Annotated in this window: 17 protein-coding genes; 15 read left to right on the top strand and 2 right to left on the bottom strand. The window is 41.0% G+C overall.

Translation table 11 applies throughout. The features are described 5' to 3' along the window. Positions 1-3 precede the first annotated feature (3 nt). The 5 genes from IEO70_RS15995 to IEO70_RS15975 all read left to right on the top strand — a co-directional run bounded on the left by IEO70_RS15995 (position 4) and on the right by IEO70_RS15975 (position 5,328). Positions 4-1,281: a peptidase gene (locus IEO70_RS15995; protein ID WP_190999373.1), complete on the top strand. Its 1,278-nt coding sequence runs from the start codon at positions 4-6 to the stop codon at positions 1,279-1,281. A gap of 5 nt (positions 1,282-1,286) precedes the next feature. Then, on the top strand, positions 1,287-2,159 hold the full coding sequence (ablB, locus tag IEO70_RS15990; protein ID WP_190999372.1) for a putative beta-lysine N-acetyltransferase: 873 nt from the start codon (positions 1,287-1,289) through the stop codon (positions 2,157-2,159). Positions 2,160-2,226: 67 nt separating this feature from the next. Beyond that, the gene (locus IEO70_RS15985; protein ID WP_190999412.1) at positions 2,227-3,585 is read left to right on the top strand and encodes a sigma-54 interaction domain-containing protein; all 1,359 of its coding nucleotides are present in this window, start codon (positions 2,227-2,229) and stop codon (positions 3,583-3,585) included. A gap of 50 nt (positions 3,586-3,635) precedes the next feature. Then, entirely contained in the window at positions 3,636-5,039 is a 1,404-nt protein-coding gene (kamA, locus tag IEO70_RS15980) for a lysine 2,3-aminomutase (protein WP_190999371.1), read from the top strand. A 1-nt stretch (position 5,040) separates the two neighbouring features. Beyond that, complete coding sequence (locus IEO70_RS15975; RefSeq protein ID WP_190999370.1) at positions 5,041-5,328, top strand: YokU family protein; 288 nt, start codon at positions 5,041-5,043, stop codon at positions 5,326-5,328. Between the two features lie 79 nt (positions 5,329-5,407). On the opposite strand, the gene IEO70_RS15970 is transcribed toward IEO70_RS15975, so the two are convergent. After that, positions 5,408-6,220: a DUF4352 domain-containing protein gene (locus IEO70_RS15970; RefSeq protein WP_190999369.1), complete on the bottom strand. Its 813-nt coding sequence runs from the start codon at positions 6,218-6,220 to the stop codon at positions 5,408-5,410. Positions 6,221-6,523: 303 nt separating this feature from the next. On the opposite strand from IEO70_RS15970, the gene IEO70_RS15965 reads away from it, so the two are divergent. The 3 genes from IEO70_RS15965 to IEO70_RS15955 are packed head-to-tail and all read left to right on the top strand — an operon-like array spanning position 6,524 to position 11,166. Beyond that, the gene (locus tag IEO70_RS15965; protein WP_190999368.1) at positions 6,524-10,114 is read left to right on the top strand and encodes an AAA family ATPase; all 3,591 of its coding nucleotides are present in this window, start codon (positions 6,524-6,526) and stop codon (positions 10,112-10,114) included. Between the two features lie 2 nt (positions 10,115-10,116). Further along, on the top strand, positions 10,117-10,554 hold the full coding sequence (locus tag IEO70_RS15960) for a hypothetical protein (RefSeq protein WP_190999367.1): 438 nt from the start codon (positions 10,117-10,119) through the stop codon (positions 10,552-10,554). Positions 10,555-10,563: 9 nt separating this feature from the next. After that, the gene (locus tag IEO70_RS15955) at positions 10,564-11,166 is read left to right on the top strand and encodes a hypothetical protein (RefSeq protein ID WP_190999366.1); all 603 of its coding nucleotides are present in this window, start codon (positions 10,564-10,566) and stop codon (positions 11,164-11,166) included. A gap of 62 nt (positions 11,167-11,228) precedes the next feature. Here IEO70_RS15955 and IEO70_RS15950 read toward each other — a convergent pair whose 3' ends face one another. Then, entirely contained in the window at positions 11,229-11,735 is a 507-nt protein-coding gene (locus IEO70_RS15950; RefSeq protein WP_190999365.1) for a hypothetical protein, read from the bottom strand. Between the two features lie 146 nt (positions 11,736-11,881). Between IEO70_RS15950 and IEO70_RS19890 the strand changes: the two genes are divergently transcribed. From IEO70_RS19890 to IEO70_RS15920, 7 genes are all read left to right on the top strand, one after another. Beyond that, positions 11,882-12,145 carry a hypothetical protein gene (locus tag IEO70_RS19890; protein WP_206711626.1) on the top strand — a complete coding sequence of 88 codons (264 nt, stop codon included), beginning with the start codon at positions 11,882-11,884 and terminating at the stop codon, positions 12,143-12,145. A 25-nt stretch (positions 12,146-12,170) separates the two neighbouring features. Next, entirely contained in the window at positions 12,171-12,665 is a 495-nt protein-coding gene (locus IEO70_RS19885; protein WP_328820948.1) for an ADP-ribosylglycohydrolase family protein, read from the top strand. 319 nt (positions 12,666-12,984) lie between these two features. Next, positions 12,985-13,329 (top strand): rhodanese-like domain-containing protein, encoded by a 345-nt coding sequence (locus tag IEO70_RS15940; RefSeq protein WP_190999364.1) that lies wholly within the window; start codon positions 12,985-12,987, stop codon positions 13,327-13,329. 140 nt (positions 13,330-13,469) lie between these two features. After that, the gene (locus IEO70_RS15935) at positions 13,470-14,027 is read left to right on the top strand and encodes a sulfurtransferase TusA family protein (RefSeq protein WP_190999363.1); all 558 of its coding nucleotides are present in this window, start codon (positions 13,470-13,472) and stop codon (positions 14,025-14,027) included. A 17-nt stretch (positions 14,028-14,044) separates the two neighbouring features. Beyond that, the gene (locus tag IEO70_RS15930) at positions 14,045-14,440 is read left to right on the top strand and encodes a DsrE/DsrF/DrsH-like family protein (protein ID WP_190999362.1); all 396 of its coding nucleotides are present in this window, start codon (positions 14,045-14,047) and stop codon (positions 14,438-14,440) included. 58 nt (positions 14,441-14,498) lie between these two features. Then, positions 14,499-15,626 carry an MBL fold metallo-hydrolase gene (locus IEO70_RS15925; RefSeq protein ID WP_190999361.1) on the top strand — a complete coding sequence of 376 codons (1,128 nt, stop codon included), beginning with the start codon at positions 14,499-14,501 and terminating at the stop codon, positions 15,624-15,626. A 481-nt stretch (positions 15,627-16,107) separates the two neighbouring features. Then, a complete protein-coding gene (locus tag IEO70_RS15920; protein WP_190999360.1) occupies positions 16,108-16,335 on the top strand; it encodes a sulfurtransferase TusA family protein in 228 nt (75 codons plus the stop codon). Positions 16,336-16,387: the final 52 nt, after the last annotated feature.

Genomic DNA, 16,387 nt, shown 5'->3' with positions numbered 1-16,387 from the left:
GAGATGAACGTCAAAGAGACAATAAAAACGTATATTTACAGTCAGAGGAAGGCCGCTGTTCAGTTGCTGCAGCAATTGGTTCAGCAGCCGTCCGTTAGAGGCAATGAGGGCAAGACGCAAGCGATTGTTGTGGAAAAGTGCCGGCAACTGGGTCTTGAAATTGATTTGTGGGATTTGGATGAGGACCCGAAGCTGAAAACTCATGCAAGTTTTCATTGCGACCGTGAACAGTTTAAAGGCAATCCTAATATGGTAGCTGTCTTGAAAGGAAGCGGAGGCGGAAAATCACTCATCTTGAATGGGCATATTGATGTCGTCCCGGAAGGAAATGAAGCAGATTGGCATGTTTCTCCGTTTAGCGGGGTAGAAGAGAATGAAAGAATTTACGGCCGCGGCACGACAGATATGAAGGGTGGCAATGTGGCGCTTCTTTTGGCGATGGAAGCGATTATTAAGACTGGAATTCTATTGAAGGGAGACGTTATTTTTCAAAGTGTCATAGAGGAGGAAAGCGGAGGAGCAGGGACGCTCGCCGCTGTTTTGCGAGGTTATAAGGCAGATGGTGCTATAATTCCTGAGCCGACAAGCATGAAGCTGTTTCCGTATCAGCAAGGCTCAATGTGGTTCCGACTCCATATAAAAGGGAGATTGGCACATGGCGGCACTCGTTATGAAGGAGTCAGCAGCCTTGATTTGGCATATGACGTGATTCAAGCAATTAAGCAATTGGAGTCGATGCGCAATAAAGAGCTGAAAAAGGATAAATTGTACAAAAACGTGCCGATACCGATTCCGATTAATATTGGTGTCTGTAAAACCGGCAATTGGCCATCATCGGTGCCGGATTTGACTGTTTTGGAAGGCCGATTTGGAGTATCGCCTTATGAGACGATTGAGGAAGCGCAAAAAGATCTTGAACATCAAATAGCTGAATTGAACGAAACACATGACTGGTTCCGCAGCAAACCGGTTGAACTCGAATGGTACGGAGCAAGATGGTTGCCGGGAAGGCTTGATTTAAACCACCCGCTTATGAGAACAATTAGCAAAAACTATCAACTGGAGAAAAAAGCAGAGCCGGTTATAGAAGCGTCGCCTTGGGGAACGGATGGGGGTATTTTGTCTACTGTTGCAAATATTCCAGTCGTTGTGTTTGGACCGGGTGTTACAGAGAAAGCTCATGACATTGATGAATACATTTTAATAGATGATGTGCTGGCAGCTGCCGTTATTATTGCAGGCAGTGTTATTGACTGGTGCGAAATAAACGCGGAGGAGTGAAAGGCATGTCTATTTTACCGAAAACATATGCGGAACATACCGAAAATTACAAATGGAACATTACAAAAGATTCCTATAATAAAAGAGTAAGAGTCGATGATTTTTACGGCGATGCCCGTGAAGTGATTAAAGCGGCTATACAAAAAACGGAAGAATGGCAATGCGAAAAGCTAATTATTAAAGCACGAAATGAGGATTTGTCTGCTTTTATCGAAAAGGGCTTTAATTTGGAAGCTATGGTCGATAAATATTTTTCGGGAAATACGATGTACTTTATGTGCATGTATTTAACTGCGGAGCGCCGGAAAAGCGATACGTGGGCAGAAGATGATCGGACATTGGCGAGGATTTTGGAAAAAACGGCCGAAAAAAAAGAGCCGAAACCTCCGATTCCATCTCATTTGCAGCTAAAAAAATGCGGTTCTGAAGACAGTGGTCGCTTGGCGCAGCTGTATGACGCAGTGTTCACTGTGTACCCCGTTCCGATGAACGATGAGGGCTATGTGCGAAAATCGATTGAGAGCGGAAATGTATTTTTCGCTTACTTTGATGGGGAAAAAGCAATCAGTGCCGTGTGCGGCGAAATCAATAAACATTACAGCAATGCAGAAATTACTGATTGTGCGACATTGCCGGAATATCGGCAATATGGACTGATCCAAAGTTTGCTGGGGGAGCTTGAAAATGAATTGGCAAGTCAGCATATTTTTTGCTTATATAGTATCGCCCGCTCACGCTCGTTTGGCATGAATGCTGCGTTCTACCGGCTACAATACAAATATCGCGGTAGATTAGCCAATAACTGCATCATTTCCGAAGGACTTGAAGATATGAATGTATGGGTGAAATTACTGAAGAGCCAAAAATCCGGCGATTGATGACAAGTTTCCGGCACTTTTTCATAGACTTTATTAAAAAGGAAGTGAAATAGTGCCGGAAAATGAAATGATTTCAAAAGAAATTTTAGAAGCAATTTTAAAGGTCATCGACGAAGGCATTCATGTGATTGATTTGGACGGCAGGACGATTTTTTACAATGATATTGCAGCCGCTCATGACGGTATGAAGGTTTCTGAAGTGATTGGCAAACATGTGCTCGAGGTATTTCCTTCATTGACAAAAGATAGCAGTACACTGCTGCAAGTGATTGAAAGCGAAAAGCCGCTTGTCGATCAAAGTCAAACATACGTCAATGTTCATGGAGCAACGATTGATACAGTGAACACGACGGTGCCGATTTATGTAAAGAATAAATTAGTTGGTGCGGTAGAAGTTGCGAAAGACTTTACCCAGCTCCGCAAACTGATTGAACGTCTGCTGGAGTTAGAATACCGGAGAATCCCTACAAAGCAAAAGAGGAAATCAACTGGAGCGCATTATACATTTGAACACATTTTGACCGATGATAGCGATTTGCTTGAAGTGATTGCTAAAGGTAAGCGAGCTGCATTGTCGCAGTCCCCAATATTGGTTTATGGGGAAAGCGGGACAGGGAAAGAGTTGTTTGTGCAAGGTATTCACAATGCATCGACAAGAAGAGCGAAGCCATTTATCGCTCAAAATTGCGCTGCATTGCCGGAAACGCTACTTGAAAGTTTACTATTTGGCACGGCGAAGGGCAGCTACACTGGTGCAATCGACCGTGCAGGTTTATTTGAGCTTGCTGACGGCGGAACATTGTTTCTAGATGAAATCCAGTCGATGAGTCCCGGTTTGCAGGCGAAATTGTTACGGGTTCTTGAGGATGGGGTCATTCGTCGCATAGGCTCGACGAAAAGCAATGTTGTAGATGTGCGTGTCATCGCTGCTATGAATATGCACCCCGAGCAAGCGCTAGTGGAGGAAAAATTACGTCTTGATTTATTTTATCGTTTGAATGTGTCGAGCTTTCATTTGCCTCCTTTAAGGGAACGAAAGAATGATATTGCCTTGCTTGCATATCATTTTATCGATCAGCTCAAGAAAACGAGCGGACAACACGCTAAAACGATCTCAGCACCTTTAATGAAACAGTTAGAACTTCATTCGTGGCCGGGGAACGTGAGAGAGCTAAAGCATTGTATCGAGCATATGATGAATGTCGCAAGTTCTCCGGTGCTGCTGCCGGAAGATTTGCCTGTGTTTTTTACGGAAAAAAGAAAGCTGCCAATTGAAGAGATAACGCCGCTTCGGGAAGCGCTGCAGGAAACAGAGAAAACATTAATCCAATTGGCGCTCACAAAGACGGAAGGCAATGTTCTGAAGGCGGCAAAACTTCTCAAAATTCCTCGGCAAACATTGCAATATAAAATGAAAAATCTATAAGTTGGCACGATACTTGCATTATTACCTTCTATAAGCGAGGAGGTAATGTCATGAAATCTTTTTTATATGAGCCGGAAAGACATTGGAAAGAGATTGAGCTTTGGAAGGATATCACTGATGAGCAATGGAATGATTGGCTATGGCAGTTGACACACACAATCCGCACTTTAGATGATTTAAAGAAAGTCATTAATTTGACGCCTGAGGAAGAAGAGGGCGTCAAAATATCCACGAAAACAATACCTTTAAATATAACTCCTTATTACGCTTCATTAATGAACAGAGATAATCCGCGTTGCCCGATTCGGATGCAATCAGTACCGATCGGAAAGGAAATGTATAAAACAAAATACGATATGGAAGACCCGCTTGAGGAGGATGAAGATTCGCCTACACCAGGTTTGACGCACCGCTATCCGGACAGGGTGCTGTTTCTAGTGACAAATCAATGCTCGATGTATTGTCGCTATTGTACAAGAAGGCGCTTCTCCGGGCAAATCGGCATGGGCGTTCCGAAGAAACAACTGGACGATGCTATTCGCTACATCAGAGAAACTCCTGAAGTTCGTGATGTACTGCTATCAGGAGGAGACGGTCTGCTTATTAACGATACGATTTTGGAGTATATATTGAAAAACTTGCGGGAAATTCCTCACGTTGAAATTATCCGTATCGGAACACGGGCACCGGTCGTATTCCCGCAGCGCATTACCGATAATTTATGTGAGATATTGAAAAAATACCATCCGGTCTGGCTCAATACTCACTTCAATACGAGCATCGAAATTACAAAGGAAGCAAAGGAAGCGTGCGAAAAACTTGTCAATGCCGGCGTCCCGGTCGGCAACCAGGCCGTAATATTGGCCGGTATAAACGATAGCATTCCGATTATGAAGCGGCTGATGCACGACCTCGTTAAGATTCGGGTCCGACCGTACTATATTTATCAATGTGATCTGTCAGAGGGAATCAGCCATTTCCGAGCGCCTATTTTAAAGGGACTCGAAATCATCGAAGGTTTGCGAGGGCATACGAGTGGCTATGCTGTACCAACTTTCGTCTGCGACGCTCCTGGTGGTGGAGGGAAAATCGCATTGCAGCCAAACTATATTCTGTCGCAAAGTCCTTCCAAGACCGTTCTTCGTAATTTTGAAGGCGTCATTACGACATATCCGGAGCCGGAAAACTATACGCCGGGACTGGCGGATGAATACTTCGAAAGTATTTACGGCGCACCAGCTAAAAAAGAAACCGGCATTTCCGGTTTGCTTCATGATGAGCGTTTGAATCTTGTTCCCGACAACCTGCCGCGCATTCAAAAACGAAAGCAATACGAAACAAACCCGGAACATGCCTCTTTAAAAGACAAACGTGAAAAACGCGATCAGCTGAAGGAGAAGAAATTCCAAGCCGAGCAAAAGAAAGCAATCCAACCGATAAAGGGGGACGACTAAAATGGAAACTTGTCATTGGTGCGAACAACCTAAACCTGCACAAATTAAGGATACTGTCTATTGGGAATTGCCGGACGGAACGAAGGCAATCGAAATTAGAGAAGTTCCGTCCTTCTCCTGCGAGTATTGTGGAGCAGTCTATCAAGATGAGATGGTGGCAAAGGATATTGAAAATCATTTATTTATTATTGATACGAAAAACATTGAGAAGTCGCTCACTTATGAGGAATTGATGGCAAAGCCGAAGTTGTTGAAGCGGAATTATTTTGATTTTGGGTGGAAAAATTAGTTTTATTTATATTAAGCATGATGATATAAAGGATTTTAAATCTATAACAAACCACCCGTGATAACGGGTGGTTTTGTCATTAATAAGTTACTTCAAATTCAAAAGGAGTGAAGTCTAAGTCATAATTATCGGAATAACCTTCAAAAAACACTTTTATTGTTGCTGATTCAGGGAAAGAATCAAATACAATAATACCTTCTGTAGAAACTCCCGGTAATATTTCTGATTGAATTTCCGGATAATTGTAGCTTAATTCACTGTTTTCTTCATACTGTTTGTTGTCTATTACAACTTTTGAATTAAATGTGTAGAATGAAATTTCATCATCTGAGTTGTTAGTGATATTAACATATAATCTTGTTTCATTCTCTGCTAACTCTATTTTTTGTAATTTTAGTAGATAACCGTGTTGATCGATTTCCTTGTTAACTTCAATTGTTTTCAGAGCAGGCGCGAATGCTGTAGCATAGTCTGTTATTTCAATAGACTCAGCTTCGATTAAAGGTGCAACGATGGTACCGCCCATCAAATTTTCACCTTCAAATACATCTTTTACTGTTCCTACAACGTGTATGATATCATCGTTTTTAACTTTTAAGTCAGGATCGTTTATTCCGACAAGCGTGTTTCTATCGCTATTATCTTCCGCGTATACTTGCAGGTATGTGCCTTCATCATCTTTTTCCGGTTCAGTAAACACACGAGCATAGAAATCAACTTTATCTCCCTTATACTTAGCAGGATCAGAATACATTTTAACAAATTCTTCATTTGAAAGAACTTTACCGGAATTCTCACTAGTATTCCCTGAAGAACTTTGTTTTTCACTATCGCCACAAGCAGCAAGAAGTAAAACTGATAATAAAGCAAAACTTATAAATAGTTTTTTCACTTTTCCTTTCCCTCCATTGCTAATAGTTTTGCATATAAAATATAACTACTCAAAACGAAAATTACAATATCAAACATTTCTTGTTTAATATGTAATTTTTGGGAGGGTTAGATAAAGAGAATTGAGGGTGAGTTAGGTTTCTCAATCTTCTTTTATATTGCAATAAAATTTTCCTGCAAATACATTATTAGTAAAGTAAGTTTAGAAGGTGATAATGAAAGTTTTGTAACATTTTATGATAAGATAGGAAGATAGACTGGTACTTTTAGTACTTAAGTATGAAAGCAGAGATAGGGTGAGAAAATGAGTTTTCAGAAATGGATGCGGATTATATTTCCGGAAGTCCAATTGTTTGATTTTATAAAGGCGCATGGTTTTAAAGGCAATCAGCAAAAACAAACTGCGACGATGCAGATGAATCAAGGAGGAGCTGTAACTTCTCCGGGGTTAGCACCTAATATGCCGGGTTCCAATCATAACTTGCCGCAAACAACGGGTGCGATGCAAGAAGTGCTTCAAGATACGAAAAAAGGCATCAAAAATTTAAGTTTGAATCAATCAAATGAAGAATTAGATGCTATTTTTGATGAAATTAAACTTGAATTAAATCGCAAAGTAATCTCTCAAGAAAGATATATTGACGACTTGCTCGTCAGCTTTAAAACAGCGTTTCTAGCGAGAGAAAAGGGAGCAGTCCAAAATACAATCCTTTTGGCCGGGCCTGCCGGGACAGGGAAGAAGCGTAGCTTAACGATATTGATAGATGCTTTATATCGTAAAAAATTGGTTCCTTATAAGCGATTTTCGATGATTGATTTAAGCCAATATGGAGAAAACGATGTCCATACTAATTTTATCGTTGATTGTTCGTCTGCATTCAGTTACGGAATCGGAACCGTATGCTTCTCGGGATTTGAGAAGGCGCAATCGGAGATTTTATCATATGTGACAAAACTATTTAAAGACGGTTATTTCAGAACATCGCAAGGCATCGTTGTGAACGCGTCCGATTACTTCTTACTGTTGTATAGTGATGCTGATGCAAAGGGGAAAGTTGTCGACCGGCAAATACCTGTTTCTATTGCTGAGAAAATTTCACCGGCCTTGTTGCGGGAAGTCCGTTCTTTTGCGATTACATCTGCGTTGGACGTTGATACGCTAAGCAGCATTTTACATGCACAGCTGACGAACGCTGCGAATCGATTGTATGCGCAAGCGCAAGTTGCAATCGATTTTGAACCACAAGTGTTCATCGAGCTTGCGAAACGGATTTTGCCGACGAAACGGTATGGCGAAGCGATTGAAGAATTAGTAGAAAAAGAGTTTTTCGAGTTGCTGCTGGATGCCCGGGCTAGAGGAGAGCTTTCAAGCGGTGATGCTGTAGTCATCAAAATGGAACAAAATGATTTAATAGCTAGCAGTCGTAACGGAAATATTCTGTTAAAATCAATAGCGCTCGTTCAAGAAGAAACATTAGAAGATGTAATGAATGAGCTGAACAGTTTAATCGGTCTACAATCAGTCAAAACGTTCATTCAAGAATTGCTGAAAACTGTTGAGCTTCAGGAAAAACGAAGAGCGCAAGGCGATAAAACAGCTCCAATGACGTTGCATATGGTGTTTACCGGAAACCCCGGTACAGGGAAAACGACGGTAGCCCGTTTGATTTCCCGTACTTTAAAAGCGATGGGGCTGCTTTCTCAAGGGCAGCTGGTCGAAGTTGCCAGACAAGATCTCGTAGGGCAATATGTCGGTTCGACAGCGCCTAAAACGAATGAGGCGATAAAGCAAGCGATAGGCGGCGTTTTATTTATAGACGAAGCATATACGCTATCCCGTGAGAAGCATGATAGCTTTGGTCAGGAAGCGATTGATACTTTGGTGAAAGGAATGGAAGATCACCGCGATGATACAGTTGTCATTTTGGCAGGCTATACAAATGAAATGGAAACATTCTTGAAGTCAAATCCAGGTTTGCGTTCAAGATTTCCTTTAATTGTCGAATTCCCGGATTACACGCCGAAGGATATGCTTCAAATGATGGAACTGCAAGCAAAGCAACGTGATTATACTGTAGACCCAGAAGCGTATGAAGGATTGTTGGAACTTTTTGAAGCAAGACAAATACCTGGCCGAAATGATAGCGGGAACGGCCGACTTGTTCGAAATCTGTTAGAAGAAGCGATTAGAAAACAATCTGTCCGAGTTATCGAGTCAAATGCACAAGATACCAATATGCTGGTGGCGAGTGATTTTGGCATCGGAGAGAAAGCTGTGTTCAGTTTAGAAGAGGCTTTTTCCGGCATTATTGGTTTGGATAACGTAAAGAACTTTGTACTTACATTGGAAAAACAATTGCTGGCTGACCGACGCCGAAAAGAAGCGGGTATTCATACGAAAAAAGAACAAACATTAAATATGGTGTTTGCGGGTAATCCGGGCACGGGGAAAACGACAATTGCTCGCTTGTTGGCAAACATGTTAAAAGAAATGGGCGTCTTGAAAAAAGGTCATTTAGTCGAAGTGGACCGCACGCAACTGGTTGCTGAATATGTCGGGCAAACAGCTGCGAAAACTACAGATGTGGTGGAAAGTGCATTAGGCGGCGTCTTATTCATTGATGAAGCATATACGCTGCTTGATGAAGGACAAGGCGGTTTCGGTAAAGAAGCGATAGATACATTAGTGCGCTTAATTGAAAATCACCGCGAGAACTTAGTTGTCATCATAGCCGGTTATACAGAAGAAATGAAGCAGTTTATGAAAGTAAATCCGGGATTAGCATCGCGTTTTCCGCTCAATATTGAATTCCCGGATTATACAGCGGACCAATTGGCGCAAATGACGGACATTCAAGCGCATTCAAAAGGCTTTATTTTGGAAGAGTCCGTATGTGCAGCGTTAAAACCGTATTATGAGGAAAAACAGATTCCAGGAAGAAATGATAGCGGAAATGGCCGCTTAGTGCGCAATACGATAGAGAAAGCGATTCGCAATCAGTCGATACGAATTGCCGAATATCCGGATTTACCTATTGAACAATTGAATGTGCTGACAGTAGAAGATTTCCATCTGCAGCCTGTAAAAGCGGAGACAAATGCCCTCAATGAACTCGATTCTGTCATCGGAATGGACGAGGTTAAACAATTTGTCCGCACTCTATCAGCTCAAGTCGAAATTGAGAATATGCGTAAGCAGTTATCACTGCCGAGTTTAGGTTCTCAATCGCTTCATATGATTTTTAAAGGAAATCCGGGTACTGGGAAAACAATGGTTGCCCGCATTTTAGCAAAACGATTGAAAGAATTGGGTGTCATCAAGCTTGATCACGTTGTTGAAACCGATCGCTCTGGCTTAGTTGCCGGATATGTCGGACAAACTGCATTGAAAACGAGAGAAGTATTGGAGAGTGCATTAGGCGGCGTCTTATTCATTGATGAGGCGTATGCGTTGATGGGAAGCGCCAATGATTTCGGTCAGGAAGCAATCGATACGATTGTGAAATTCATGGATGATCATCGTGATAATATTATTGTCGTATTAGCCGGCTATAGCGAAGATATGGAGCAATTTTTACAATCGAATGCCGGTCTTCGTTCCCGTTTTCCGAATATTATCGAATTCCCGGATTACAGCGCGAAGGAATTGGTGCAGATCAGTTTCCGTTTCTTATCGAAGAAAGGCTTCCATGCTTCAAGCGGGGTTGAACAAAGATTGCTTGCTATTTTCGAAGATGGCATGAAAGTTGAAAATGCAGGGAACGGTCGATTTGCCCGCAATGTTTGTGAGGCGGCCATTCGAGCGCATGCCTTACGTGTCAGCCAAATCAGTCAGCCGACTGTTGAGCAACTGACTACTATCAGTCCGGAAGATTTCGAGAAAGCAGGGAATTGAACATGAGGAAACTTTTTGCAATCGCAGGCGCGATTTTATACTATTTACTTTATCCGATGATTTTAATCGTTGTGGTTTTCGGACCGTTAATGGAGTTTGATGTGCTGTTGGATGTATATAAGTTCAATGCACCGAAGTCTGCGCTCGGAATGGGCGCCACTTGCTTCGTCGGCTTTATGTTATTTCTATCGTTCAAATATTCAAGGCTCAAATGGCTATATGAGAAATTTCCTGTTCTCATCCCATTTTTCCAAATGTGTTTGATTATGTTAGTCGGCATCGAAGCAGCTCTCTTATTTGCAAACTTATGGGCAGACAGCCAAATGTTCAGCAAGGGAATTGCGATTACGTTGTCGGTTATCAGCATCGCAGCAGCAAGAGCCTACTTATCATATTGGTATTACAAATATCCAATCAGCTATAAAGTACACAAATTGTAAAGGTGATAAATGATGCAAAAAAGAAAAAGAAAGACTAAGCACGATGCCGGACAAATTGAATCGTGGGAATCGGAACAATCTAATCAAGAAGTGGAATTAGTCCCGCATCAATCAAAGCAGAAAGACTCTATCAAGTGGATTGCGATCTTCTGTTTAGTAATCGCAATAGCATCCAGCTTTTTCGTCACCAGTTCAATGGATGAGGGGACAGCGGAAGAAGTTGTTGCGAACAGGGTCAGCACATCAACAAGCGCCGGCGAGCAAATTTTTATGGATGAATCATATGCGAGTATTGAGGCGAGAAACTTTGAAGTAAGCAGTGCCGGACCTGACGGCGGAGAAGCACGTATGCTCATTTGGGATTTTAATGCCGAAGACTTGGATGAAGTTTCCGTATTAATTGACGGGGTGCCTGTCAAAGAGAAAATCATTTTAACGAATAATGCGACCGCAATCAGTGTCCCGGTACCCAGTACGGTAAAAATCACAGGTATCCGTGATAATGGCGGCGGAATCTCTTACGCAGTCAAATTCCCTAACAATAAAACAACCTATTTTAATATAGTCGGAGTTGGCCAGTCTAATACGTATACGGTTTTGCCGAGTTTATAAATAAAACAGCTATCTTTGAGAGATTTCTCTCTTTTGGATAGCTGTTTTATTTTAATTGTATATTATAGATCATCATTTATGAAGCTTTCATTTTCGCTGATTTTATCCAGTTCATCAAGAATATGTATATTTTCATTTTTAATATAATAATAGCTGTCTTCTCCATTTCTTTCAAAATATCTTATATACTCTTTGCCAGTTTTGATGTCTTTGCCGATATCAAACCAAAAGTTTTTACTTGCATATATCGGGTGGGAGAAAATTACAGAGTGCTGTGGAACTATTTCCGGGATTTGTTCACCTTGCACTTTTAGTACTGTAATTTGTTTAAGAAGAGTTATTAATTCCTGCTTGCCTGATTCATTGTAATGAAAAGATTCACTGCTTTCACCGGTCGAAGTGCTGTCTGATAAATCATAAGAATCCACGGAATCCATGTCCTCTAAAGGAGCTTTCCCTACATCAGAAAAACTTTGCTCAAAATAGTATGGTTTCAATTTGAAATATTGAAATACAACAAAAATACAAATGATAATAGCTGCTGCAATGAGTCGCTGTTTTTTATTCATGTCATTCACGCCCCGTCTTTTCTCCTATTTAACCAATTTATTGTAAAAATGTAAATGGAAGTATTGATTTTTGTTGTGATTGTTCTCACTGTAAAAAGTGTATAAATGAAACGTAAAGAGATTAATCTGAAAGAGGTCAGTTTGCCATGTTAGGTACTATTATCGGAGATGTAGCCAGTTCAATTTATGAGCCGAAACATAGTCATATTAAAACAAAGGATTTCCCGCTTTTTACTCCGGATTCCCGTGTGACAGACGATACAGTTATGTCTTGTGCAGTTGCGGAAGCGCTCTTTTCTTACATTGATTCAAAAAATATTAATCTATTTAAAAAGGAATTGGTCAGCAGTATGCAAAAGTTCGGACGGAAGTATCCGCATGCCGGTTATGGTCATGCATTTAGAATTTGATTAAACAGTCCACATTCCGAGCCGTATGGAAGTTATGGGAATGGTTCCGCTATGCGTGCTAGAGGAAGCAGAGCAGTTAGCAATCGCATCTGCGGAAGTGACGCATAATCATGAGGAGGGCATTAAGGGAGCGAAAGCAGTTGCTTCAGCCATCTATCTGGTGAGAATGGGGAAAAATAAGGGTGAAATAATGGATCATATTAAAAATAATTATTATGACTTGGACTTCAAGCTTGATGATATTCGCATGCATTACTGTTTTGATAATTCCTGTCAAGGTTCTGTTCCGCAAGCGATTGTCGCATTTCTGGAGTCAACGAGCCTTGAAGATGCGATCCGCAATGCGATCTCCATTGGTGGAGACAGCAATACAATCGCCGCTATTGCCGAAGCGTATTCCGGTATTCCGGAATCTATTAGACATGAAGGTTTAAAGTATGTATCAAATGATCTCATCGGGGAAAACTTTGAGCTTTTCCTCAACTATTGTCCTGCCTATAGTGAAAGCCATCATTCCTGACGAACGATGGCTTTTCTTAAAAAGTTTTGATTTTATGAAATTTTCTTGTTGACATTATACCTGCAGGGGTATATTATTAAGTCTGTAATCAACAGCAAGGCAAGTTAGCTATATACAGAAAATAAACGGCAAGCATACAAATGGACAGCACATACCTCTATATGTATACTGAAAATAGAAAATAACATAGTAAGTTTTCTAAAAAAGTCGAGTGAAATAGTTATCTATCCGACTATTTATTTTTAAAATAAATATACCCTATTGGGTATAAAAACAGGTTTGTCATACTATATGAAAAGTTCATAGAAGGTGGGTTTTTATGCAAACAGTATTAATTTTGGCAGTTGTTGTTGTATTGTTCCTATTTTTGCGGATGGGATCGGCAAAAGGAGTAAACACAATTACAACAGCGCAGTTAAAAACAATTTTGAATGATCGTGACAAAGTATTCGTTGATGTCCGGACCCAAAGAGAATATAAAGGACGCAACATTAAACAATTTAAAAACATCCCTCTCGGCTCTGACTTCTCGAAACTGCCGAAGGATAAAGAAATTGTGGTCATTTGCCAAAGCGGAATGCGCAGCAGTCAAGCATGTAAACAATTAAAAAAGCTAGGTTATGAAAAAGTTACAAATGTTCGCGGTGGTATGAATGCTTATTAGGGAGGAAACTAGATGAAATGTAATCGCTACTACTCGAGTCAATCGAGATGTTGCATGTCATTTAGAAAACCTTAGCAACTAAATGGCACTAGAAAAAATTTTAAAAAATATTATACCCTCTGAGGTATGGAGGTCATGAAATGAAATCAGATGTGCAACTGGATGCTAAAGGGCTTGCATGCCCGATGCCAATTGTAAAAACAAAAAAAACTATGCAAAATTTAGTCGATGGTCAAGTTTTAGAAATTCAAGCAACTGACAAAGGTTCAAAAGCAGATTTGGCAGCTTGGGCAGAATCAGTTGGCCATCAATATATCGGTACAGTAGAAGATGGAGATGTCTTATATCACTATATCCGCAAATGCAGCAATGATACTTTAACTGAAAAAACATTTGAACAGACAATATCTAATGAAGAAATTATTTCTCGTGCAGAGTCCGGCGGTTTAATACTAGATGTACGTGAAGAAGCTGAATATCAATTTGGCCATATTGCCGGCGCCAAAAATATACCGATGGGTGAGCTAGAGAGCCGTTTGTCTGAACTAGATGAAGATCAAGAAATATACGTCATTTGCCGAACAGGCAAACGCAGCGACTTGGCAGCGCAAAAATTGGTGAATAAAGGGTTTAAGCATGTATACAACGTCTTGCCAGGAATGACTTCATGGACAGGCGAAACAACAAAAAACGTTTAATAAAGGGGAAATTAATCATGGCAAACAAAGTAGCAATTATCGCAAGTAATGGAGATTTATTCAGTGCATATAAAGTATTCAATATCGCAACAGCCGCAGCAGCTTCAGACAGTGAAGTAACAATTTTCTTCACATTTGAAGGTTTGAATCTGATCCATAAACAAGGGATGCACGGATTACAGGTGCCAGCAGGCCGAGAAGCAGTAGCGGAAGGGTTCGAAAAAGCTAATGTACCGGCAGTTCCACAATTAATAGAAATGGCTCAAGATCTTGGCGTGAAATTCATCGCTTGCCAAATGACAATGGATGTAATGGGATTAACAAAAGAAGATTTTGTTGATGGCATTGATGTAGGCGGAGCTGTAACATTCTTAGAATTTGCGAAAGACGCAGCACCAACGTTAACTTTCTAATAATCTAGACTTCTATTAAAAAATTTATAATAAATTATACCTATGGGGGCATAAGGAAATGACAGTAAACAAATGGACAGCAGCAGATGTAGCGAGAAAAGTAATTGATAATAAAGAACTATTCATTATAGATGTACGTAATGAAGATGCATTCGCAGATTGGAAAATTGATGGACATAAATTCGAATATTTGAATATCCCGTACTTTGAGCTATTAGATGGCGTAGAAGAAATTTTGCCTAAAATCCCGACTGACAAAGATGTTTTGGTGGTTTGTGCGAAAGAAGGATCATCCATCATGGTGGCGGAAATGCTGTCGGATGAAGGACGCGAAGTTGCTTATTTAGAAGGCGGAATGAAATCTTGGAGTATGTATTTAGAGCCGATTAAAGTCGGAGATCTGGCTGGCGGCGGTGAGCTGTACCAATTCGTTCGCTTAGGAAAAGGTTGCTTATCATACATGGCGATTTCAGAAGGAGAAGCGGCGATTATTGATGCTGTTCGCTTCACAGATGTATTCATCAATTTTGCAAAAGAGAAAAATGTTGAAATTAAACATGTTTTCGATACGCACTTACACGCTGATCACATTTCTGGTGGCCGTCACATCGCAGCAGCAACTGGCGCAACGTATTACTTGCCTCCTAAAGATGCTGAAGAAGTGGTATTTGAATACACACCACTTGAAGATGGTCTGACTGTTCAAATCGGTTCATCAAAAATTGAAGTTGGAGCGCTATACTCTCCGGGGCATACAATCGGTTCAACATCTTTCGTAATTGATGGAAAATACTTGCTTACAGGTGATATTTTATTCATCGACTCAATCGGCCGTCCGGACCTTGCTGGTTTAGCAGAAGACTGGGTAGGCGACCTGCGCGAAACATTGTATAGACGTTACCGTGAACTAGCGGAAGACTTAATCGTATTGCCAGCTCACTTTATGATTATTGATGAGTTAAACGAAGATGGCACAGTTGCAAAACGTCTTGGTAATCTGTTTGCGGAAAACCACGGCTTAAATATTGCAGATGAAGAAGAATTCCGTTCAATCGTAACAGAAAATCTGCCTCCTCAGCCAAATGCTTATCAAGAAATCCGTCATGTCAATATGGGTAAAATTACGCCTGACAATGACCAGCAAACAGAAATGGAAATCGGTCCAAACCGCTGTGCGGTACGTTAATTGAAAGAAAAACCGTCACCGGTCCTTTTTGAACATGATCACGCTACTCTGATGTACCTCGTTCAAAAAGGAGCCATGCGGGAGGACTAAGACGAACCGAACGAGAAACCCGGTTTTGGTTTCTTGGGCGGGGTGGCTTAGGACCGAGCATGGCAGGTGTAAGGTTAGACAATGAAAAAAACCGTCACCGGTCCTTTTTGAACATGATCACGCTACTCTGATGTACCTCGTTCAAAAAGGAGCCATGCGGGAGGACTAAGACGAACCGAACGAGAAACCCGGTTTTGGTTTCTTGGGGGAGGCAGTAAGTAATGAACATCGGCTAAAGACGCCACGTCCTGTGGCAACGCCGATGTGACCTACATCCTGTAGGCCTCCGAGCATGGCAGGTGTAAGGTTAGACAATGAGAAAAACCGTCACCGGTCCTTTTTTATCGTGAAAAATACAACATTATTAAACAATGAAATGGAGAATATAAAAATGAACATTACAAAAACATTAGATGCAAAAGGTTTAGCTTGTCCAATGCCAATCGTTAGAACGAAGAAAGCAATCGATACAATCAACTCAGGTGAAGTATTGGAAGTGCTTGTTACTGATAAAGGCGCATTGAATGATTTCGCAGCTTGGGCAAGTAAAGGCGGCCATACAATTGTTGAACAAACAGAAGATGCTGGCGTATTAAGATTTTTAATCCAAAAAGCTTAATGATGAAGGGGACGTCTATGAAGTTAGCTTTATAGAGGCCCCTGTCTCTTAA

The organism is Peribacillus faecalis, assembly GCF_014712675.1.
Lineage (GTDB): Bacteria > Bacillota > Bacilli > Bacillales > DSM-1321 > Bacillus_AD > Bacillus_AD faecalis.
The sequence above is the reverse complement of the archived record's forward strand: the minus strand, read 5'-3'. Positions and strand labels throughout refer to the sequence as shown.

Coding starts and splice junctions, on each gene's coding strand:
- IEO70_RS15995 (WP_190999373.1), top strand. CDS start 4: ATGAACGTCAAAGAGACAATAAAAACGTATATTTACAGTCAGAGGAAG.
- ablB (WP_190999372.1), top strand. CDS start 1,287: ATGTCTATTTTACCGAAAACATATGCGGAACATACCGAAAATTACAAA.
- IEO70_RS15985 (WP_190999412.1), top strand. CDS start 2,227: ATGATTTCAAAAGAAATTTTAGAAGCAATTTTAAAGGTCATCGACGAA.
- kamA (WP_190999371.1), top strand. CDS start 3,636: ATGAAATCTTTTTTATATGAGCCGGAAAGACATTGGAAAGAGATTGAG.
- IEO70_RS15975 (WP_190999370.1), top strand. CDS start 5,041: ATGGAAACTTGTCATTGGTGCGAACAACCTAAACCTGCACAAATTAAG.
- IEO70_RS15965 (WP_190999368.1), top strand. CDS start 6,524: ATGAGTTTTCAGAAATGGATGCGGATTATATTTCCGGAAGTCCAATTG.
- IEO70_RS15960 (WP_190999367.1), top strand. CDS start 10,117: ATGAGGAAACTTTTTGCAATCGCAGGCGCGATTTTATACTATTTACTT.
- IEO70_RS15955 (WP_190999366.1), top strand. CDS start 10,564: ATGATGCAAAAAAGAAAAAGAAAGACTAAGCACGATGCCGGACAAATT.
- IEO70_RS15950 (WP_190999365.1), bottom strand. CDS start 11,735: ATGAATAAAAAACAGCGACTCATTGCAGCAGCTATTATCATTTGTATT.
- IEO70_RS19890 (WP_206711626.1), top strand. CDS start 11,882: ATGTTAGGTACTATTATCGGAGATGTAGCCAGTTCAATTTATGAGCCG.
- IEO70_RS19885 (WP_328820948.1), top strand. CDS start 12,171: ATGGAAGTTATGGGAATGGTTCCGCTATGCGTGCTAGAGGAAGCAGAG.
- IEO70_RS15940 (WP_190999364.1), top strand. CDS start 12,985: ATGCAAACAGTATTAATTTTGGCAGTTGTTGTTGTATTGTTCCTATTT.
- IEO70_RS15935 (WP_190999363.1), top strand. CDS start 13,470: ATGAAATCAGATGTGCAACTGGATGCTAAAGGGCTTGCATGCCCGATG.
- IEO70_RS15930 (WP_190999362.1), top strand. CDS start 14,045: ATGGCAAACAAAGTAGCAATTATCGCAAGTAATGGAGATTTATTCAGT.
- IEO70_RS15925 (WP_190999361.1), top strand. CDS start 14,499: ATGACAGTAAACAAATGGACAGCAGCAGATGTAGCGAGAAAAGTAATT.
- IEO70_RS15920 (WP_190999360.1), top strand. CDS start 16,108: ATGAACATTACAAAAACATTAGATGCAAAAGGTTTAGCTTGTCCAATG.